Consider the following 21,277-nt stretch of genomic DNA (forward strand, 5'->3'; position numbering starts at 1 on the left):
TATGAATGAAAAATTAAAAAATACTTTAGCCGAAGTATTTAATCTAAGTCCGACCGAGATACATGAAGGTCTGATGAAGGAAAATATCGGTAGTTGGGATTCTTTAAAACAAATGGATCTAGTGGTCACTCTTGAGAGAGAATATACAACTACACTCGAAATAACCGATATTATAAAAATGACATCAGTTGCAAGTATTATAAATGTTCTTCGTGACAAAGGTTTTGACCTTGGAGGTTAGAGGGGCAGTAATTTTAGTGACTGGTGGTGCTAATGGTCTTGGTCTCATTATTTCAAAACACCTGCGTGCTCTGGGAGCTAGAGTGGTTGTTGCAGACCGAAATGCTGAGGCGCTGAAAAATATTCCTAAAGGAATTGAAGGCTATGTAATGGATGTCACTAAGCCTGAAGATGTCAAATCAGTTATTGACGGCATTTTTAATAAATATGAAAAGGTTGATGTGCTTATAAATAATGCGGGGGTTATTTTTAGCGAACCATTTGTAAATATTATGAACCCAGATGGCATTATGCACAGTTATCAGCGCTTCAAAGATTCAATAACAGTTAATCTTGATTCTGTATTCATTGTGAGTTCGGCAGTAGTTAAAAGAATGGTTGAGCGCAGGATTAAAGGGAATATTGTTAATATTAGCTCCATTAGTGCGAGAGGCAATGAGGGGCAAACGGCGTATTCTGCTGCAAAAGCAGGAGTGAATGCAGTTACAGTGACTTGGTCAAAGGAGCTTGCCCGTATCGGTATAAGATGTAATGCGATTGCTCCTGGTTTTATCGGTTCGGATTCAACGCATTCAGCCCTTAGCGAATCGGCTATTAAACATGTTTTGAATAATACTCCGTTAAGACGTTTAGGTGAAGCTTTGGAAGTGGCAAAGGCAGTTACTTCTGTTATTGAAAATGAATTTATTAATGGTGTTGTTCTTGATGTAAATGGTGGGTTAACAATTTGATGACAATTCAATTTGTTTTTGTCGGCAACAGGCGTTTTGTGCTTGAGGAAATGCTTGCCTTAGGTATGCAGATATCTAAGATCTTTGTTGTTAAAGGAACGCATCTAGAGCGTGATTTAAGTGATGGAGTGTTAAAGTGGTTGGGGAATTATGAAGTTATTGCTAGTAAAAAATGCTTAATTGAGAGATTAAATTCTCTTAATTACGACCTGTTAGTTTCTAATGGTTGCCCTTATATCCTGCCTATTTCAGAATTACCTAAAGCGCGTTATGTAAATATACATCCTTCTTTGCTCCCAGATTTGCGTGGTTATGATCCTGTGATTGGGTCGGTATTGTATCGGAGGGATTCAGGGGCAACATGCCATGTTATGGATAATGGTATTGATACGGGTGATATTATTTCTCAAGTGCCCATCGAATATACAGATGATTTAGATGTTACTACTTTGTATCAACTGAGCTTTTTAGCTGAAAAAGAAGCGTTAAGAGAGGCGTATAAGGTCAGTTTTGAGCCTCTCAAAAAACAAGGGGAAGTAGATGGAATTATTGAATATAAAAGAGATAAAAGTGATTGGTATATAAATTTTCAAGAATCAAATGAGCGGATAGCGCAAAAAATAAAAGCATTTAATAATCTCTCGCAGGGTTGCCGATTTCTCTTGGGTGAGGATGAGTATAAGGTTTTTGGGATTCAGGTAATGAAAAACCCCTTTTTGGCTAAAGTTGTATTTGAAAAGCCGGAGGGTGAAGTGGTTTTTAGCTACGAAGGCTGTGTTATTTTCCATAAAGATAACGAGATTTTACGGTTAACCGGTGTTGAGCCTATAGTTGATGGTTTACCTATTGTTCTAGAAGCTAATCTTGTTAACGGATAACTGATGTATACATATAACCTTGGAGCGCTGTTTACGAATGTACTGTCACACCATTCAGATCGTACAGCATTAAATTATCTGGACAAAAAAGTTTCGTATGAGGAGCTTGATGGTCTTGTAAGTTCGTTATGTTCTCTTTTGTTATCCGAGGGGTGTAAGCGTGGTGATGTAATTGCTATTGGTAATAGCAAGCGCTGTTTATCTTATGCATTGATGTTATCTTGTCTTCGTCTCGGGATTGCCTATGTTAATATTGATTTGGCATCACCTGCAGCCCGTTTAGAAAGTATTTTACAGCTTAGTACTGTATCTTTATTGTTTTATGACGATGTGGCATACGAAAAAAATATGTCGCTATTAGCTTTAGAAAATTCTTGTAACGTATTCTTATTAGATGCTGATGTATTACCGAGTGCCTCTATTGATGATCTGAAGCAGCATCAAGAATTAATGAGGCAAGTGGATGGCTCCTCTATCGCTTATATTATGTTTACATCTGGTTCGACTGGAATACCTAAAGGGGTCGCCGTTACGCATCAGAATGTATTGCATTTTATTGACTGGGGGAAAAGTTATTTTAATATTACAGAAAAAGATAATTTTGCTAATTTAAGCCCCATGTATTTTGATAACTCAGTGTTTGATTTTTATATTGGCCTCTTTTCGGGGGCTTCACTTACGCCAGTGCCTCGAGAGCTTTTAACAACTCCGTATGATTTGGTTCCTTTTGTGAGTAAAATGGGTTGTTCAATTTGGTTCTCTGTACCCTCCTTGCTTATTTATCTTATGGCCATGAAAACGATGACCCTCGAATTATTGGTGGGGTTGCGTACCATTGTCTTTGGTGGTGAAGGTTATCCAAAAGTGGAGTTGAAAAAATTGTATGACCTGTTTATGCCAGGAGTAAGTTTAGTGAACGTTTATGGGCCCACAGAATGCACTTGCATTTGTAGTGCTCATACCCTGAGTGATAAAGACTTCGTGGATATCAGTGGTCTCCCTACGTTAGGCAAATTAAATCCAAATTTTGATTATAAAATACTTGATGAGCAGGATAGTGAGACCCTAACGGGTGAGCTTTGTCTTATTGGCCCTAGTGTTGCCGCTGGATATTTTAATGATTTAGAACGAACTTCCGTTGCATTCCATACGTTGACTGAGCCAACCCGATTTATGAAGCGCATGTATCGTACTGGAGATCTCGTTCGGGAAGAAAATGGACGACTATATTTCGTAGGGCGAAAAGATAATCAAATTAAACATATGGGCTATCGTATTGAGTTGGAAGAAATTGAACAAGCGTTAATAAAATCATCTAAAGTCAGTCAGTCTGCGGTCATTTATCACCGTGTGAATACAGCCTACGGTAAGTTAGTGGCTTTTGTTGCTTGTTCGGTTAATGTAGAATCTAAATTTTTATTGGATGGATTGGCTGCTTTATTACCTGATTATATGATTCCGCAACATATAATAATAATGGATCAATTACCCAAAAACCCCAATGGTAAAATTGATCGTTCTCGACTGACCTCATTGCTTGAAGACCTAAAGCATTAGATTAATTAGTCATACACGTATGTAATACTTTAAAAAATGGAAAGCTAACTTAACTCGTGAAAATATATTTATTAATTCTGCCGGTCGCTCTCTTAGTCACTTATAGTCAATTAATTGTTAAATGGCGTATGAATAGTATCGAGTATGACACAACAGAAAATTTTGTTCAGCGAATAATTAATATGTTAGGTGATCCGTTCGTACTGTCTGGTTACGGCGCTGCGTTATTCGCTTCATTTGCATGGTTATATATTGTAGCGAAGCTACCGTTAACAGTTGCTTTCCCTATTTATATTGGCGTCACATTTTCAATGGTGATTGTTGGGGGGTGGGTCTTATTGGGTGAAGAGTTAAATAGTACAAAGATCATTGCTGTGTTATTAATTTTTGTTGGGATTTTAATTGGGGTGACTAGTGACTCCTAATGTACAAGATAATACTACTATTGAATCTTGGCTAGATTTTGTACGGATTGAGTTTGAGAATAGTGCTCCCGAGTTATTAGATTTATTTGTGATTTATGCTAATGAAGCTAAGTTTGGCCGTGAATATATTGACTCTGATCTTGCGGTATTGCCACCATCGGCCAATATTCTTGAGGTCGGCGCAGGCTCCTTGTTATTGAGCTGTCAATTAATTCGCGAGGGTTTTCAGATTGTTTCGTTAGAACCTGTTGGCAATGGTTTTTCACATTTTGATCGTATGCGAAATGTAGTGTTAAAAGCAGCTGATAATATAGGACTTAAACTGAACCTGTTGAATGCGACAGCTGAATCCTTATCAATAAAAAATCATTTTGATTATGCCTTTTCTGTTAATGTGATGGAGCATGTTGACGACGTGTCAGCGGTTGTTGTACGGGTCGGCGATAGTCTGCGAGAAGCAGGGATATATCGATTTACGTGTCCAAATTATTTATTTCCTTACGAGCCTCACTTTAATATACCTACTTTCTTTTCTAAGCGTATTACAGAAAAGTTATTTTATAATAAAATTTTTGGACATAAAATGCCTGATCCTAAAGGTACCTGGGAGTCTTTAAATTGGATAACGGTATCTTCAGTGAGAAAAATAATTGTGCACAAAAATAATTTATCGGTAAAGTTTAATCGATCGATATTGTCAAATGTCCTTACGAGAGTGGTCGATGATAAAGTGTTGGCTAGCAGGCGCTCTCCATTTTTGATGCGGCTGATATGGCTAATTGTTTTTTTGCGAATTCACTTGTTGCTTAAGATTATTCCTGCATCTCTTCAGCCGGTTATGGATTGCGTGATCACTAAATATAAGAAACAAGGGAACGTCTAAATGGTTCAAATTACACATGGCCTTAGAGGGATTTTATCTAATCCATTAATTTACTCGGTATTTCAATTGATAATGGGCGCGCGTAAAGGTAGGCAGCAATTCACAGAAAACTATATCAAGCCGTTACCCAGCATGAAAATATTGGATGTTGGGTGCGGCCCAGCTGATATTTTAGCTTATTTGCCCGATGCGGAATATTATGGGTTTGATATTAGTGCGGATTACATTGAGAAAGCTCGTAGTAATTTCGCTAATAAAGGCACTTTTTTTTGTAAAATATTTGATGAGGGTGATTTAAGCTATTTACCTAAATTTGATGTAGTCTTGGCAATGGGTTTATTGCACCATTTAGATGATGAAGAGGCAGTTCAATTAATAAAGTTGGCGCATAAGGCTTTAAACCCTGGTGGGCGTTTACTTACTATAGATCCTTGTCTTGTTTCTGGGCAAAATCCGATCGCTCGTTTCTTAATTAATAAAGACAGAGGTCAGAATGTACGTAATGAAGAGGCTTATTTACATTTGGTTGAGGAGGTATTTGAATCATCTTGTATAGATGTAAAGCATCAGCGTTGGATTCCCTATACGAATTGTTTTATGACTTGTACTAAATAGCTTGGAAATTGGTGCTCAAAAATGGATAAAAAATATAATATCCCATTCAACAAACCTTATATGACAGGAAAGGAAATCGATTATATAAAAACAGCACATGCTAATAGTATATTGGCTGGTGACGGTCCTTTTACACATTTATGTCATGATTGGATTGAAACAAATGTAGGTGCAAATAAGGCGTTGCTAACCCATTCTTGTACGGCAGCTCTCGAGATATGCGCCTTACTGTTAGATATAAAGCCTGGCGATGAGATTATCATGCCATCTTACACTTTTGTATCAACAGCTAATGCATTTGTTCTTCGGGGAGCAGTGCCTGTGTTTATTGATATACGAGAAGACACATTAAATATTGATGAGTCATTGATAGAAAGTGCCATTACATCCCGAACTATAGCAATTGTCCCTGTGCATTACGCGGGTGTCGCCTGTGACATGGATAGTATTATAGTCATCGCGCGTAAATACAATTTAACGGTAATCGAAGATGCCGCTCAGGGCGTCATGTCCCACTATAAAGGTAAGTCGTTGGGAAGCATTGGTGATTTAGGGGCTTTTAGTTTTCATGAAACTAAGAATGTTATTTCTGGAGAGGGTGGAAGCTTGTTAGTTAATAATCCCGTGTTATCAGAAAGAGCAGAAATTATTAGAGAAAAGGGTACTGATAGAAGTCGTTTCTTTCGTGGAGTGGTTGATAAGTACACTTGGCAAGAGGCCGGTTCCTCTTTTTTGCCAGGGGAGTTAATTGCTGCTTTTTTATATGCTCAGCTTGAAGAAGCAAGAGTGATTACCGAAAGGCGCTTAGCTAGTTGGAATATCTATCATGATGCCTTAGAGAGTTTTGAGTCAAGAGGGTGGTTAAAGCGCCCAATAGTGCCTGATCAGTGTGAACATAATGCACATATGTATTACATTATCTTATCCGAAAATCTGGATCGAGCTGTGGTGCTTAATGCTTTAAAGGATTGTGGTATAAATGCATTGTTCCATTATGTGCCATTACATTCTTCACCAGGTGGTATTCGTTATGGTCGAATATCTGGCGAGATGGGTGTGACGAATAATGTTTCTCAGCAATTAATTCGGTTGCCATTATGGGTAGGCTTGAAAGAGTCTGAACAAATAAAAATTGTAAATGACTTACGTCGTATTTTAGAGGGGTGTTGATGTGCTTAATGGGCTTTTTGGGAGAGAATTAAAATCGTGTATGTTAAGTCGATGCATCATTCTGTTTTTCCTTCTATCTACTTTTCTCGCTTATATTATTCCATTGATGGCGGCATTTTTCTTTTCTGATATTTTTATGTATGTGAATGGTTGGGATGAGGAAACATATTTGACACTTCAGTCGGCTAAAGAATTATTAGCTTCCCCAGGTTATATGGCCAGCGCTGTTGTTATTTACGCACTTCAAAATGTGGGTGTGTCTGGTTCAATGCAAAACTTACTGTTTGATTTTCTTCTTATTCCGGGGATGGCTGTTTGTATTTTTTTTACAGCAGTTAATTTGGGAGTCTCTAAAAAACGATCCTTAGTATATGTTCTGTTTATTTTATTCTCTTCTGTATTATTTAATTATGCTAATCCTTATGTTGTTGATATATATGGTGCACAAAGGCATATAACGACTATTATGCCGGGGTTTGAATCTTACCCGTCAGTACTTAGAAGCCCACAACCTCAGATTTCGTATTTTTTGGTTGGTTTGGCCGTGCTAGCATGGTCCAGATATCGGAATTACTTTTGGTTATTGCTACCATTGCCTTTTTTGTATTTTTTTGTTGCTGTAGGTTATTCTTTTGTTATTGCCGTGCTGTTACTACCATCCATGTTTTCACGGTATAAAGAGAAAATTTCATCTGGAAATTTGCTCTGGAATGTTTTTATTCCAGGTGCGCTCTTGTTTTCAATTTCCTCTTTGTTTTTTGTGCTTGCTGCATATCTTTTTGAAATGATTTCTGGGGGGGGGGTAGATATACTTTTTCCTACAGCTTATAAAGAAACTAGAGCGTTTAATATTCCTCTCGCTTTCTTGGGATTGTTGCCATTTGTTTTTTTGATTATATATAAATATGTGAAAGGTGTTTCTGTCGGTAAAGAAGGGTTGATTTTTCTCTATGTTACTCTAAGTATCTTGTTGATTGCTAATATGCATATCATCGCAGGCTATACCATCTCGTATAAAAACTTACATGATTATTCGCTAAGTCTTATGGCTGGATTGTCTCTAAGTCTATTTTTTGAATCCGTACATCGCCATCGCTTAGTTGCTCCATTATTTTCGAATGTAATGCAGTTTACATTATTGGCCTCAATACTTATTTGTGTATTATATAGTCAAGGCTTTAATTTTAAGGAATCGCGGTTCCGTATCTTTGTGGGGCAAACTATTTCTAAAGATGAATTGAAGATGGTTAAACACGACCCCCTCAGGGCAATAGTCTATAGCCGTAATCTTTCCGCTAAGCTTGGATATGCTCATGCCAAAATGCCTATATTACCTTTTGCTTACCAGTATTATTTTTTACCTTATGATAAGACAAATTTAGATCGAGCTATGGAGGCTGTTCGGAGCTATTACCCCGAGGAATCGTCCCAGCTTCTCTTTTTTGATAAAATGTACGAGTCAATTCTGCAAAGAGGTTTACCACTTGAGAATGTTGGTGATAATCAAGTACTTTTAAACCAATACTTTTTTATTGAGCCTAAGGGTAATCCTTTTATATACTTCCCTTAAGTTGTAGAAATTGGGCGTTTTAAGAAGAAGTTTTATTTTTAGGTGTTAGAGTGATGAAAAAGACGGTTTTTAACAGTTTTGTACATGCATTGTCGGTACTTAGTCGTACATCTAAACGGTTCATTATGGTCAGTATGGATCTAGTGGCCTTATGTTTCGCTCTCTGGTCTAGTTTTGCATTACGTTTATCTGAATGGTGGCCCGAAGAATACCTGATTCCATCTACAGGGCTATTTTTTGTTACTCCTGTAGTTGGTGTATATATATTTATGCGACTGGGGCTTTATCGTGCAGTTGTGCGTTTTATGGGTACTCAAGCTATCTGGGCTGTTGTGAAAGGTGTTATGTTGTTAGCGCTATTTCTTTGGTCTGCAGTGACTGTACTTCAGATAACCCCTTTCCCTCGCTCTATACCTATAAATTTTGCCTTAGTGGCCTTAATTTATGTTGGTGGTAGTAGATTCTTAGTACGTTATTTTTATCATTGGTTTATGCAGCACCATATAGATAAGGAAGCTGTATTAATTTATGGTGCTGGTGGTGCGGGTATTCAGTTGGCGACAGCGCTGACGGATGGTCGTGAATATTATCCAGTTGGATTTATCGATGATGATAAAAATTTATGGAAGTCGACGATTAAAGGCTTACCTGTATATTCTATAGAATCATTGTCGGAGGTTATTGAGCGCGAAAATGTTAAGCATGTGCTGTTGGCAGTGCCTCATGTAAGCAATAAGCAGCGTAAGCGCATGCTTGAAAGCTTAAGTGGGCTCAGTGTTCATGTTCAGACCATACCTTCTATGCCAGAGTTGTTGGAAGATAATGACAGTATTACACAGCTGCGCGAAATAGAAGTTGAAGAGCTGTTGGGGCGTGATCCAGTGCCTGCAGAGTCATCGCTAATGTCGAAATGCATCAGTGGTAAGGTGGTTATGGTAACAGGGGCAGGTGGCTCCATAGGGTCTGAGCTATGCCGTCAGGTATTCAGTCAGAGTCCTAAAGCGTTGGTGTTGTTCGAACTTAATGAATATGGTTTGTATAAAATAGAGCAAGAGCTCGCTGAATGTGCAAAAGCGTCTGGTGGTGTTGTGCCAGTATATGCTCTTTTGGGATCTGTTGCTAATCGTAAGCGCGTTAAGCAAGTGATTGCGCACTTTTCGGTTGATACGGTGTATCACGCGGCTGCTTATAAACATGTCCCCATTGTTGAGCATAATATTATAGAAGGTGTCTTTAACAATGCTATGGGTACGCGAATAATGGCAGAGGAATCGTCAAGTGCCGGTGTTCAAAATTTTATTTTGGTGTCGACAGATAAAGCCGTGCGCCCAACGAATATCATGGGGGCCAGTAAACGATTCGCTGAAATAATTTTGCAGGTCTTAGCGGATAAAACTGAAAAAACTACTTTCAGTATTGTTCGCTTTGGTAATGTGCTGGGATCTTCAGGCTCCGTTGTTCCTTTATTTCGAGAGCAGATAAGGCAAGGAGGTCCCATTACAGTAACTCACCCTGAAATTACCCGTTACTTCATGACGATTCCAGAAGCGGCTTCTTTAGTCATACAGGCTGGTTCCATGGCAGAAGACTGCGATGTGTTTGTTTTAGATATGGGAGAGCCTGTAAAAATTATTGATCTGGCAAAGCGTATGGTTCAGCTGTCAGGTTTGGAGGTGAAGACGGATCAAAATAACGAAGGTGATATTGAAATTATTTGTACGGGCTTGCGCCCGGCTGAAAAGTTATATGAAGAACTGCTAGTGAGTGAGGATGTTATTGGCACAGATCATCCCAAAATTATGCGAGCAAATGAGAATAGCTTAGACAGCAAAGAGCTTGAGTTTGCCATTAGTCATCTAGATAAAGCGCTTCAAGAAAATGATTTTGAACAAATAAGAACTATATTTTCTCGCGTGGTATTAGGTTACCAGCCACATAAAAAGATAGTCGATCATATGACCACATCATCACTTTCTAGTGACAATGTGGTTCCTATTACTAAAGCGTAGCTTTGTTGACTTTGCGGTAGGTTATTCTCCCTATTGCAGCACATAGCCCAACGATAATGCCGAGTATTGCCGACAGCGCCATGATTAATGGTTTCTTGGGGTGAATTGGGTGCGTTGGTGTTATAATGATTTCATCAGAGAATCGTAAAGGTTCATTAATACTTTTGATGCGTTCAAGCTCTGCTGCCATTTTGGTACTAGATTTATCGTTGCCGACTAAATATTTTTGTGCTTCTAAGGTTAGTAAGTCTTCATCATAAAATATACTTTTCTCACGTTCTGACAGTAGCTGTATTTCCGCTCCTAGTGTTTTAATATTTTGCGCGTCGTCAATGATTTTTGCGATTTTCAGTCTTTCGTTTAGTTCTGCAATCCTTGTTTGTTGCGATTTGCTTAAATAAAATTTGCGTGCGTTGATGCGATTTTCTAGTGAAAGCAGGTCACTTCTTTGCTTACTGTTTTTATTCTCAATCAATGTTTCTAGCTCGCTAATATAATAATCTTTAATTTTTTCTGTGGTCGATTGCTCTGCTTTACTGATATCTTCGCGTAATAATAGCTCTAGTTTTTCCTTGTCGTAACCTTCCAGTGTTAATAGGTAGCTGTCGGGCTGGAGTTCGTTGTTCTTCTTGGTAGTATTTGGGTACTCAATCAATCTGACCTTATTGATTGCAGGAATAGTGGAGGTGCTTTTTTCAGGCTTTATACCAAGCGCATCTGCGATTAAATGCTCGTGCGAGCCAAGCAAATAATAAATATGAGCGTTCGATTCCAGTTCGGATAGAAATATTGTGAAGGCTTTCGTGTTGTCAGTGTAATCTCGTTCGCTTAGGTAAGTGCCTGCTTTCTGTTGATTTTCAGAGCTTCTTTTTATAAGGTCGGCCAATTCTTGTTGTTGTCTTAGAGGGGCATTTGGAACATATAGGAGTATGTCAGAGGTCGATTCCCTTATGAAAGGTTTTAAGGCTTTAAGTGTGCTCGAATTCGGTGGATTTATCTGTGCGCTTACTACAAATACTGGTCTTGTTAGGGCAAGGTATGCAGCGCCGATACAAATAGACAGTAAAAATCCAGTTAAAAAAACCTTTCTCTCTTCCCACAAGTTACCGATTAATTCGACCAAGTCTATTTCGTTTGCGTGTTCGTTGTTGTATTGATCCACTGCTTAATCTCCAAGCTGCCTTAAGTATGATTGCGATTATAGGTATATGTTATTGATATGGCTACTACTTGCTTGTAAAGTCTGGCATTTTTGTTCTGTTTTTCTGTATCTTTCGTAGTTGCTTCTTAGCCAAAATGTCGTTATAGTTCGCGACCTTAAATGCAGTGATTTTACGACCGTAGCTCAGTTGGTTAGAGCACCACCTTGACATGGTGGGGGTCGGTGGTTCGAATCCACTCGGTCGTACCAACTTCAAAAAAGCCCACTTATTAGTGGGCTTTTTATTGGCTTGCTATATAGTATTCACTTGATAGTTAGCAACCCTTTTATTTTCACGCGACCTTTTGTAGGGGGCGCCACTGATAAGGAATACCACATGCCTGTTATTACTCTCCCCGATGGTTCTCAACGTACATTCGATAAGCCTGTTTCTGTCTACGAAGTTGCTGCCGATATTGGCCCTGGTCTCGCTAAGGCTACGATTGCAGGTCGTGTCAACGGTCAGCGAGTTGATGCTCATGATCCTATTGCAGACGATGCTGAGCTTACAATCTTTACTGCGAAAGACGAAGATGGCTTAGAGATTCTTCGCCACTCTTGTGCGCACTTAATCGGTCATGCGGTGAAGCAGTTATGGCCAGATGCAAAAATGGCGATCGGGCCGACGATTGAAAACGGCTTTTACTATGATATTGACCTTGATCATATGCTGACTGATGAGGATATGAGCAAGATCGAAAAGCGGATGCGCGAGCTGATTAAAACTCAGTACGACGTCGTTAAAAAGGTAGGGTCTTGGCAAGATGCGTACGATACGTTCAAATCGCGTGGTGAGAGTTATAAATTAGAAATATTGGAACGCGATATTCCTAAAGATGCGACACCCGCCTTGTATCATCACGAAGAATATGTCGATATGTGTCGAGGCCCGCATGTGCCTAGCATGAAGTTCTGTGAGCACTTTAAGCTAATGCGCATTTCCGGTGCTTATTGGCGCGGTGACTCTGATAACAAAATGCTGCAGCGTATTTATGGCACCGCATGGCCTGACAAAAAGCAGCTAAAAGCGCACCTCAACTTTTTGGAAGAGGCGGTAAAACGTGATCACCGCAAGCTGGGTAAAAAGTTCGACCTGTTTCATTTGCAAGACGAAGCGCCAGGCATGGTGTTTTGGCACGCTAAAGGCATGGCGATTTACTCGGCCGTAGAAGGTTATATGCGTGAGGCCAACCGCAAAAATAGCTATAAAGAAGTCAAAGCGCCTCAGATTCTAGAACGCAGCCTGTGGGAAAAATCAGGCCATTGGGATAAATTTCGTGACAATATGTTCACGGTAGAGTCTGAAAGTCGCGACTTTGCCGTAAAACCGATGAACTGTCCGGGGCATATTCAAATCTATAATCAAGGTCTAAAAAGTTACCGTGATTTGCCGTTAAGATTGGCTGAATTTGGTGTTTGTCACCGCAACGAAGCGTCAGGCACTCTTCAGGGGTTAATGCGCGTTCGTTCGTTCACGCAAGATGATGCCCATATCTTTTGTGTGGAAGAAGATATCCAGAAGGAAGTATCTGTTTGTACCGACTTGCTGTTTAAGATTTACAAAGATTTTGGCTTTGATAACGTTATCGTTCGCTTATCAACACGCCCAGAACAGCGTGTTGGCTCAGATGCGGTATGGGATAAGGCCGAAAAAGCGCTTGCCGATGCCTTAGATGCAAAGGGCCTCGATTGGGAAACATTGCCAGGAGAAGGCGCGTTCTACGGCCCTAAAATCGAATTTTCACTAAAAGATTGCCTTAATCGTGTATGGCAGTGCGGTACGATACAGGTGGATTTCTCGATGCCAGGTCGATTGGATGCACAGTATGTTGCTGAAGATGGCTCTCGCCAAGTGCCAGTCATGCTACACAGAGCGATATTGGGTTCTTTTGAGCGGTTTATTGGTATTCTTATTGAGCACTATGAAGGGGCTTTCCCAACGTGGTTGGCGCCGGAGCAAGTAGCGGTTCTCAATATTACTGATAATCAAGCTGAATATGCGAAACAGATCGAGAAGAATCTAGTCGAACAGGGCTTTCGAGCGATCTCTGACTTGAGAAATGAGAAGATCGGCTTTAAAATTCGCGAGCACACTTTACAGAAAGTGCCGTATCTTATCGTTATCGGCGATAAAGAAGTAGAAAGCGGTAGCGTTGCTGTTAGAACGCGTCAAGGAGATGATCTCGGCACAATGAGTGTTGACGCTTTTATCGCACATATAAAGGCTGATGTAGAAAGTAAAGGTATTACTGGTAGTTAGTCGCTAATTCCAATAGAATGCACTGCTTTTTTATAAACTAAGAACGCTGCCTAGTGAATAGGCGGTGTTTTTTGCTTTTTACAGGCGTTGAGCGCTCAAAGAACGTCTGTGATGTTTAATAACATGCTTTTGCTTTTTTCAAAGACAAAAGATTTAGGGCCATTTAGGGTCAAACAACGAGGGTAACACCATTAATAGACCAGACAATGCAAAAGGGCGTTCAAAAAAAGCCCGTATTAACGAACAAATCGAAGCCACAGAAGTGCGATTGATTGGAGCAGACGGCGAGCAGGTAGGTGTCGTTGCTTTAGATGAAGCGTTAAAAGTAGCGCAAGCAGCCACATTGGATCTCGTTGAGATAGTGCCCGATGCTTCACCGGTTGTTTGTAAAGTCATGGATTATGGTAAGCACCTGTTTGAACTGAAGAAGACCAAAGCGGCCGCTAAGAAAAAGCAAAAGCAGCAACAAGTAAAAGAAATGAAGTTTCGCCCAGGGACGGACGAGGGAGACTATAAGGTAAAACTACGCAACCTTACACGTTTCCTAGAAAATGGGGATAAGGCCAAAGTATCGCTACGATACCGCGGTCGAGAAATGGCTCACCAAGAACTAGGGATGGAGATGCTAAAACGCATCGAAACAGACTTGGAAGAGCTCGCCACCGTAGAGCAATACCCGAAAATGGAGGGTAGACAGCTTATTATGGTGATGGCCCCGAAAAAGAAAAAGTAAGTCGGATAAACAAAAAATATGCCTAAGCTGCGCTAACGTCGTCAGCTCCGTGCTCAAATGCTCATGTACTATTGTACATTCCGCTTCTGCGCGCGGTGCTTCCTAGTTATCACAACTTAATCATTATTTTTTGAGTTATCCTTGGGCTTTTAGCTGCCTACTTGCTTTATTACATTAACCCAGCCAGTTTAACTGGTATCAAATGCGGAGTTTATTCTCATGGCAAAAGCTAAAGTACATAGTGGAGCTGCGAAGCGTTTTAAAAAGACGGCTTCAGGCTACAAACGTAAAAGTGCTCATAAGAGTCACATCCTCACCAAAATGACGACTAAGCGCAAGCGTCAGTTACGTGGCACTAGCCTCGTTGCTGCGGTTGATAAGCCGTCAATCGATCGTATGTTACGCGCTAATTAATATCGCGTTTACCTAATTAAGATTATTCTGAGGATACTATTATGGCGCGCGTAAAACGTGGCGTTGTGGCACGCAAAAGTCACAAGAAAATATTAAAGCAAGCAAAAGGTTACTACGGAGCGCGTTCGCGTATCTTCCGTGTTGCTAAACAAGCAGTCATTAAAGCGGGTCAATACGCTTATCGTGACCGTCGTGTTAAGAAACGTAACTTCCGTGCTTTGTGGATTACCCGTATTAACGCACAATCACGTGCATTGGGCATGACATACAGCCAGTTGATTGCTGGACTTAAAAAAGCAGACATCGCTCTTGATCGTCGCGTACTAGCAGACCTTGCCGTACACGATAAAGCGGCATTTGCAGCAATTGTTGAGAAAGCAAAAGCAGCGTTAGCGTAATACGGCTCGTTAGAGTCAGCGTTAATGTTGTTGAGTGACTCAACAATGTAAAGGGGGAAGGGCTGAAGAGCCTTTCCCTTTTTTGTGTATAGAAAATCAATAAAATATGATGTTTTTTTAAAAAACTTCGATATGTCGTTATTTACTCAGGTGACAGTTAATGGAAAATTTACAAGCGTTAACCGACGAAGCGCTAAACCTTGTTGAGCAAACCGATGAGCTCTCTGCTCTCGATCAAATACGGGTCGACTACTTAGGTAAAAAAGGCCAACTTACCGCTCTACTTAAAACGTTAGGTAAACTTTCTAATGAAGAGCGCCCAGCAGCAGGCGCCAAAATTAACGAAGCCAAACAGAACGTTCAGCAAGCGATTCAATCCAAAAAAGACAGGCTAGAGCAGGCAGCGATTAACGAAAAGCTGGCCTCCGAAACTATTGACGTCAGCTTACCGGGCCGCTCAAATACCCGTGGACATTTACATCCTGTCACAAAAACCCTGCAGCGTATCGAAGAAATTTTTACCGCAGTGGGTTATACCGTTGAGCAGGGACCAGAAGTTGAAGACGATTACCATAATTTTGAAGCCTTAAATATTCCCGCGCATCACCCTGCAAGAGCGATGCACGATACTTTTTATGTCGATAAGAGCAGCTTAGCCTTTGCTGATGGCGACAGCGAAGCACAATATGCAGAGTATGTACTACGTACCCATACGTCACCGGTGCAAGTACGTACGATGGAGAATGCAATGAAGGCGGGGGGACCGCCTATCCGTGTGATCTGTCCGGGGCGCGTTTACCGTTGTGACTCAGACCTAACGCATACTCCGATGTTTCACCAAGTAGAAGGCTTACTGGTTGATACACAAATTAGTTTTGCTGACCTTAAAGGTACAGTTGACCAATTTTTAAAACGTTTTTTTGAAGCCGATATTCCTGTCCGTTTTCGGCCTTCTTACTTTCCATTCACCGAGCCTTCTGCTGAAGTTGATATCCAGTGCACCAACTGTAATGGTGATGGCTGTCGAGTATGTAGTCATACCGGTTGGTTGGAGGTGATGGGCTGCGGTATGGTACATCCCAATGTGTTTAAGTCCAGTGGCATTGATACCGAAAAATACAGCGGCTTTGCCTTTGGTATGGGCGTCGAGCGCTTAGCGATGCTACGTTATGGCGTCAATGATCTCCGCCTATTTTTTGAAAACGATTTAAAGTTTTTACAACAGTTTTAACGAAACAAGCGGCAAGCGAATAGCCGTAAGCAGTGTAAATAATTATTTTAATAAAGTGCGAGCCGTCAGTACCCACCCATCACCAAAAATGGTGGTTCATATTGGCAGCTTGAGACTTATAGCTTGAGGCTAGAAGACACATGAAAATAAGTGAATCATGGTTGCGTGAATGGGTTAGCCCAGCACTAACGACGCAAGAAATCGCAGATCAAATTACGATGGCAGGCCTTGAGGTTGATGCCATTGAAAACCTTTCGGGGCAGCTAAGTGGTGTCGTTGTTGCGGAAATTATGGTTGCAGAACAGCACCCAGATGCCGATAAATTACGTGTATGCCAAGTATCAACCGGTAGCGGTGAGCTTACCCAAGTTGTCTGTGGAGCACCGAATGCCAATGTCGGCTTAAAAGTGCCTTTTGCAACCGTGGGCGCCGTATTACCAGAAAATTTCAAAATCAAAAAAGCTAAACTGCGGGGCGTAGAATCCTTCGGTATGTTGTGTGGTCAAACAGAACTGCAATTAGGCGAAGATGATGCTGGCCTTTGGGAGTTACCCGAAGATGCGCCCGCAGGCCAAGATTTGAATGATTACTTACAGCTTAACGATAGCGTGATCGATATTGATCTCACGCCTAATCGTAGTGACTGTCTATCACTTAAAGGAATAGCGCGCGATGTCGGCGTGCTTAATCGTCTTGAGGTTACAGAGCCGGTTATTCAGCCTGTAGCAGCAACAATTGACGATGTTTTCCCAGTGAGTTTACAAGCAACCGATATGTGTCCGCGTTATGTTGGGCGTATTATAAAGGGTATTGATCTAACAAAACCGACACCACTATGGATGCAAGAACGTTTGCGCCGTGCTGGGCTTAACAGCAAAGATATTGTCGTCGATGTCACCAACTATGTGCTGTTAGAGTTAGGTCAGCCGATGCATGCTTTCGATGCAGATAAATTGTCAGGCAGTATTATCGTCAGAAAAGCCAATAAGGGCGAAACGCTGGCTTTATTGAATGGCCAAGAAGCGACACTAGATGATGATACCTTAGTCATTGCTGATGATAATTCAGCATTGGCGATTGCCGGTGTCATGGGAGGAAATGACTCCGCCGTTAGCGCTTCTACACAAAATATCCTACTCGAAAGTGCTTTTTTTGCGCCCGTAGCGATAGCAGGCCGCGCCCGTGCCTACGGCTTACATACTGACTCATCACACCGTTTTGAGCGTGGGGTAGATTTCCAGTTGCAAGAGCAAGCCATTGAGCGTGCTACACAGCTTATTGTGGATGTTGCCGGTGGTGATGTTGGGCCAGTTTCTGTAACCGAAGTTGAGCATCCTTTGCTGTCTTCTAAAACTGTAATGTTACGCCGAGCGCGCATTAAGTCAGGCTTAGGCTTTGATATGGCCGATGAAGATGTCGTAGATATCTTACAGCGTTTAGGCTTGGAGCTTATCGATAGCCATGAGGATGGGTGGTCTTTGGCTATTCCTAGCTATCGCTTTGATATTTCCATCGAAGAAGATTTATTAGAAGAATTAGCACGCGTGTACGGTTATAACCGATTGCCGACAACAAGCCTGCTAATGGAAATTAACCTGCCTGAAAAGACAGAAACCGTACAGCCGCTTCGTGCTATCCAGCAGCAATTGTTAGCGCGTGATTATCAAGAAGCCGTATGTTACAGCTTTGTTGATCCCGAATGGCAGCAATGGTTTAGCCCAGAGCTATCGCCAGCGGCATTGCAAAACCCTATTAGTGCCGATATGGCGGTCATGCGCACGTCGTTGTGGCCGGGTTTAGTGCAAGCGCTTAAACATAACCTCAATCGCCAGCAAAGCCGTGTGCGCTTATTTGAAACCGGTTTACGTTTTATACCGAGCCATGAAGAGGGCAATGTTGCCGGCTTACAACAGCAGCCAGTCGTGGCCGGTTTAATTTACGGTCGCCGAGAAGCGGAGTCTTGGTCAGCATCGGCAGATAATGTTGATTTTTATGATAGTAAAGGGGATATCGAATCCCTGCTAGCGATGTCAGGGCAGGCTGATGCTTTTACTGTAACAGCATCAACACATCCCGCGTTACATCCGGGCCAAACAGCTTCGGTTGCTCACAAGGGCCGTGAAGTGGGTATCGTTGGCGCTTTACACCCGCAACTACAAAAACAGCTAGACCTTTCACAGCCAGTCTATTTGTTTGAGATCGAGCAGCAAGCATTGACCACATCAGCCTTGCCTGAATTTTCCCCATTGTCTCGCTTTCCCGAAGTGCGTCGCGACCTAGCGGTAATTGTTGATCAGGATATTCCTGTTTCAGAGATTCAACATATCGTGCTAGAGCTAAGTGAGGATACCTTGAAAAACTTAAAGGTATTTGACGTATATATTGGCAAAGGTATTGATTCCCATAGAAAAAGTGTCGCTTTGGGGTTGACCTTTCAGCATCTTTCACGCACTCTTACGGACTGTGAAATTAATGAGTCTGTTGATCGGGTGGTTGAAGCACTCAACGTGCGTGTTAACGCCGAGCTTCGTTAATTCATTTGCACGCTTTCGCTAGCATGAAATAACTTCATGTTAGCGAGCATTACCTGCGTAAGTATGAATTTTCAGAAGTCGCCTAACCGCTATTTAGGACATTTCCTACATATCACCCTAACAGTCTGTTGTATCGTTGGCTTCACCCAACAGCAGTGGCTAACCGCCTCTGTTATAGCGCAATAACAATGAATAACGCTAGCCGAGATACCGAGGACATTATGTTAGATGACCTACCCAATGGCGCTCTGACAAAAGCAGAGTTGGCCGAAAGGCTTTATGAAGAGTTAGGCTTTAACAAGCGAGAAGCAAAAGAGCTGGTCGAACTTTTCTTTGAAGAGATTCGTAATGCCTTAGAGTCAAACGAACAAGTGAAACTGTCGGGTTTCGGGAACTTTGACCTACGCGATAAAAAACAGCGTCCAGGCAGAAACCCTAAAACCGGCGAAGAAATCCCTATATCAGCCCGTCGAGTGGTGACTTTTCGGCCTGGGCAAAAATTAAAAGCACGAGTAGAAGCGCATGCTGGAACCCACAAATAACGACGAACTACCGGCCATTCCCGGTAAGCGCTATTTTGCCATTGGTGAAGTGAGCGAGCTATGTTCAGTCAAGCCACACGTACTTCGCTACTGGGAGCAAGAGTTTCCCCAATTGGCGCCCGTAAAACGTCGTGGTAACCGTCGTTATTATCAACGCCAAGATGTCATGATGATTCGTGAAATCAGAGCGCTATTATATGATCAAGGTTTTACCATTGGTGGTGCACGTCAAAAGCTAGAAGCGGCATCCGACGAGCCTGCTACAACATCTGAAAACCAGCAAGATAATGCCTCCTTCGCACAGCTTATCGACAAAATGATCGTCGACTTAGAAGGCGTATTAAACCTTCTTAATAAACCCTAAACTATCCCAATTTATCGCTTGAATTCGCGAGCATCTCGCGTATTATTCGCACTCGTTTCGGCCGCTGGCACAACCCAAAGTGCTAATCCTATATAGCAGCCAACGTCATCGGAGTGTAGCGCAGCCTGGTAGCGCACCACACTGGGGGTGTGGTGGTCGTCGGTTCAAATCCGGCCACTCCGACCATATAACTCTATTATTTATAGAGATAAAAATAAAAGCCTAGCGGTCGTCGTTAGGCTTTTTTTGTTTGTGGGTCACCTTTGGCTTAGTTTAGCAATTTAACCGTCTGTTTGTTCAGCCGTTTCCACGGCATCATCAACTTAAATCCCTAGATGCCGAACCGTTTTGTATGTCTGAGCAAAAGCAGTAGCAAGGTAAAGTATAAATAGAGTGTCAATATAGGCCAATTTACGGCTCATTTTAGGCTACAAAAACTTGTTTTACGGCCAGTTATCGGCTATTTTATGGCTATGACTTGGAATCCCCGATATATCATTAGCAATAAGCTTTTATCCACCATTCGTGAGATAGGGGAGTCTATTGGTGAAATAAAATCACAGCGTCTTACACATGCTGCCTTAGCCAAGTTGGAATTGAGTGCTCGGGAGCTATCTTCCTATGCTTCAACCAGTATAGAGGGCAACCCGCTGCCACTGACTGATGTAAAGCGCCTGTTAAAAACGCGTAAAGAAAGCATCCGAGATACAGAGCGCGAAGTGCTCAATTACAATAATGCTCTGCAAAAACTGTATCAATCAGTCACTCAAGGGCAATTTACCTTAAGCATTAAAACGATAGAACGTGTCCAATCACAGGTTGTGGATGGCTTAATGGAGAACCCGACCCATTGTGGGGCGTTGCGCCAAGACCCTGTGATTATCCGTAACCCGCGCAGAGTTGATGAAGTCGTATTTATTCCTCCTGATGCAAAAGATGTACGGCCATTGACTCAAGCACTCACGGATTTTGTGAATAATAATGTTGGTAAAATAGATCCCGTTATTCTGGCGGGTATTTTTCACCGGCAGCATGTCATTATTCATCCCTTTATTGATGGCAACGGCCGTACCACTCGTTTACTCACCACCGCTATATTAGGTCAATCAGGTTTGGATTTATTCGAAATATTCAGCTTTGAAAATTATTACAATCATAATATTACGCGTTATTTCAAAGCAGTTGGCCTTGAGGGTGACTATTATGATTTGCAAGAAACAATCGATTTTTCTGCATGGCTCGAATATTTTGCAGAAGGAATACTTGATGAGTTGCGGCGTATCGTAAAGCTGTTACCAGCACAGCTAGCAGTCAGGCCAAGATTAGAGCTACATCATCAACTAATATTGGATTATATTCACGATAAAGGCAGCATCACACAGCGTGAATATGGTGATATTTCACCTCGTAGTCTCGCATCACGTAAACTGGATTTTGAAAGGTTAGTGCAGTTGAACTTGATCGACGTTAAAGGTGTTGGGCGTGGTACTTATTATGTTCTAGTGTAGTTATAATGAACGCT

20 protein-coding genes and 2 tRNA genes are annotated in these 21,277 nt (G+C 41.5%); 21 read left to right on the top strand and 1 reads right to left on the bottom strand.

The window, feature by feature from the left end; translation table 11 throughout:
- The first annotated feature begins 1 nt into the window (after position 1).
- From ACZ5O6_RS04030 to ACZ5O6_RS04075, 10 genes are read left to right on the top strand one after another with little or no spacing between them, the layout of a single operon-like run.
- Positions 2-241: an acyl carrier protein gene (locus ACZ5O6_RS04030; protein ID WP_447091017.1), complete on the top strand. Its 240-nt coding sequence runs from the start codon at positions 2-4 to the stop codon at positions 239-241.
- Positions 204-971 (top strand): SDR family NAD(P)-dependent oxidoreductase, encoded by a 768-nt coding sequence (locus tag ACZ5O6_RS04035; protein WP_464283540.1) that lies wholly within the window; start codon positions 204-206, stop codon positions 969-971. The genes ACZ5O6_RS04030 and ACZ5O6_RS04035 overlap by 38 nt, the downstream gene beginning before the upstream one ends.
- Positions 971-1,849: a formyltransferase family protein gene (locus ACZ5O6_RS04040; RefSeq protein ID WP_447091096.1), complete on the top strand. Its 879-nt coding sequence runs from the start codon at positions 971-973 to the stop codon at positions 1,847-1,849. The genes ACZ5O6_RS04035 and ACZ5O6_RS04040 overlap by 1 nt, the downstream gene beginning before the upstream one ends.
- 3 nt (positions 1,850-1,852) lie before the next feature.
- Positions 1,853-3,406, top strand: coding sequence for an AMP-binding protein (locus ACZ5O6_RS04045; RefSeq protein WP_447091015.1), 1,554 nt, complete (start codon positions 1,853-1,855; stop codon positions 3,404-3,406).
- Positions 3,407-3,462: 56 nt separating this feature from the next.
- Entirely contained in the window at positions 3,463-3,831 is a 369-nt protein-coding gene (locus tag ACZ5O6_RS04050; RefSeq protein ID WP_447091014.1) for a DMT family transporter, read from the top strand.
- On the top strand, positions 3,821-4,714 hold the full coding sequence (locus ACZ5O6_RS04055; RefSeq protein ID WP_447091013.1) for a class I SAM-dependent methyltransferase: 894 nt from the start codon (positions 3,821-3,823) through the stop codon (positions 4,712-4,714). The genes ACZ5O6_RS04050 and ACZ5O6_RS04055 overlap by 11 nt, the downstream gene beginning before the upstream one ends.
- Positions 4,715-5,329 (top strand): class I SAM-dependent methyltransferase, encoded by a 615-nt coding sequence (locus ACZ5O6_RS04060; protein ID WP_447091012.1) that lies wholly within the window; start codon positions 4,715-4,717, stop codon positions 5,327-5,329. It abuts the gene before it with no gap.
- A gap of 21 nt (positions 5,330-5,350) precedes the next feature.
- On the top strand, positions 5,351-6,499 hold the full coding sequence (rffA, locus tag ACZ5O6_RS04065) for a dTDP-4-amino-4,6-dideoxygalactose transaminase (protein WP_447091011.1): 1,149 nt from the start codon (positions 5,351-5,353) through the stop codon (positions 6,497-6,499).
- Between the two features lie 40 nt (positions 6,500-6,539).
- Positions 6,540-8,069 (top strand): hypothetical protein, encoded by a 1,530-nt coding sequence (locus ACZ5O6_RS04070; RefSeq protein WP_447091010.1) that lies wholly within the window; start codon positions 6,540-6,542, stop codon positions 8,067-8,069.
- A gap of 53 nt (positions 8,070-8,122) precedes the next feature.
- Entirely contained in the window at positions 8,123-10,078 is a 1,956-nt protein-coding gene (locus tag ACZ5O6_RS04075) for a polysaccharide biosynthesis protein (protein WP_447091009.1), read from the top strand.
- Here ACZ5O6_RS04075 and ACZ5O6_RS04080 read toward each other — a convergent pair.
- Complete coding sequence (locus ACZ5O6_RS04080) at positions 10,068-11,240, bottom strand: Wzz/FepE/Etk N-terminal domain-containing protein (protein ID WP_447091008.1); 1,173 nt, start codon at positions 11,238-11,240, stop codon at positions 10,068-10,070. The two genes, ACZ5O6_RS04075 and ACZ5O6_RS04080, sit on opposite strands and share 11 nt — an antisense overlap.
- A gap of 172 nt (positions 11,241-11,412) precedes the next feature.
- On the opposite strand from ACZ5O6_RS04080, the gene ACZ5O6_RS04085 reads away from it, so the two are divergent.
- From ACZ5O6_RS04085 to ACZ5O6_RS04135, 11 genes are all read left to right on the top strand, one after another.
- A tRNA-Val gene (locus tag ACZ5O6_RS04085) sits at positions 11,413-11,489 on the top strand.
- Positions 11,490-11,616: 127 nt separating this feature from the next.
- A complete protein-coding gene (gene thrS, locus ACZ5O6_RS04090; protein ID WP_447091007.1) occupies positions 11,617-13,539 on the top strand; it encodes a threonine--tRNA ligase in 1,923 nt (640 codons plus the stop codon).
- A 190-nt stretch (positions 13,540-13,729) separates the two neighbouring features.
- Positions 13,730-14,272 carry a translation initiation factor IF-3 gene (gene infC, locus ACZ5O6_RS04095; RefSeq protein ID WP_447091095.1) on the top strand — a complete coding sequence of 181 codons (543 nt, stop codon included), beginning with the start codon at positions 13,730-13,732 and terminating at the stop codon, positions 14,270-14,272.
- 219 nt (positions 14,273-14,491) lie between these two features.
- Complete coding sequence (gene rpmI / locus ACZ5O6_RS04100) at positions 14,492-14,686, top strand: 50S ribosomal protein L35 (protein ID WP_447091006.1); 195 nt, start codon at positions 14,492-14,494, stop codon at positions 14,684-14,686.
- 41 nt (positions 14,687-14,727) lie between these two features.
- Entirely contained in the window at positions 14,728-15,084 is a 357-nt protein-coding gene (gene rplT / locus ACZ5O6_RS04105) for a 50S ribosomal protein L20 (RefSeq protein ID WP_447091005.1), read from the top strand.
- Between the two features lie 160 nt (positions 15,085-15,244).
- Positions 15,245-16,315: a phenylalanine--tRNA ligase subunit alpha gene (gene pheS, locus ACZ5O6_RS04110; RefSeq protein ID WP_447091004.1), complete on the top strand. Its 1,071-nt coding sequence runs from the start codon at positions 15,245-15,247 to the stop codon at positions 16,313-16,315.
- 140 nt (positions 16,316-16,455) lie between these two features.
- Positions 16,456-18,849, top strand: a complete 2,394-nt coding sequence (gene pheT / locus ACZ5O6_RS04115) for a phenylalanine--tRNA ligase subunit beta (protein ID WP_447091003.1) — start codon at positions 16,456-16,458, stop codon at positions 18,847-18,849.
- A 188-nt stretch (positions 18,850-19,037) separates the two neighbouring features.
- Positions 19,038-19,391, top strand: coding sequence for an integration host factor subunit alpha (ihfA, locus tag ACZ5O6_RS04120; protein ID WP_464283541.1), 354 nt, complete (start codon positions 19,038-19,040; stop codon positions 19,389-19,391).
- The gene (locus ACZ5O6_RS04125) at positions 19,372-19,755 is read left to right on the top strand and encodes a MerR family transcriptional regulator (RefSeq protein WP_447091002.1); all 384 of its coding nucleotides are present in this window, start codon (positions 19,372-19,374) and stop codon (positions 19,753-19,755) included. Before ihfA ends, ACZ5O6_RS04125 begins: the two co-directional genes overlap by 20 nt.
- Positions 19,756-19,864: 109 nt before the next feature.
- Positions 19,865-19,941, top strand: a tRNA-Pro gene (locus tag ACZ5O6_RS04130).
- Positions 19,942-20,228: 287 nt separating this feature from the next.
- Complete coding sequence (locus ACZ5O6_RS04135; protein WP_447091001.1) at positions 20,229-21,263, top strand: Fic family protein; 1,035 nt, start codon at positions 20,229-20,231, stop codon at positions 21,261-21,263.
- Positions 21,264-21,277: the final 14 nt, after the last annotated feature.

The organism is Eionea flava, assembly GCF_055393785.1.